A 263-nucleotide genomic window follows, 5' to 3' on the forward strand; every position below is an offset into this window, starting at 1 on the left:
AACCGATAATCTGGCTCGCGAGGTTTTTTTCGGGATACAGCCTTCCCAGAATCGGCTGAATCATCACGCCCATAATGTTTTTTTCTTCCAGAACGGCGGCCAGGCGTCTTGCGACCGCGTCATCAATCTGTCTTTTTAAGTACAGAAAATTCGATTCCGAAGAATTTATTTTTTTCTTGATTTCGGCGGAAGGCATTTCGAGTAACGGCGCTAGCTCGTTCGATAAAAAATCAATATCGACAATCGAAGGCCGCCAGACGGCG

General features: G+C 46.4%; 1 pseudogene. It reads right to left on the bottom strand.

Annotated features, from left to right (window positions below):
• Positions 1-263: pseudogene (locus ACYVTD_RS17910) on the bottom strand (penicillin-binding protein); the annotation flags it as partial.

The organism is Treponema sp. R6D11, assembly GCF_054786075.1.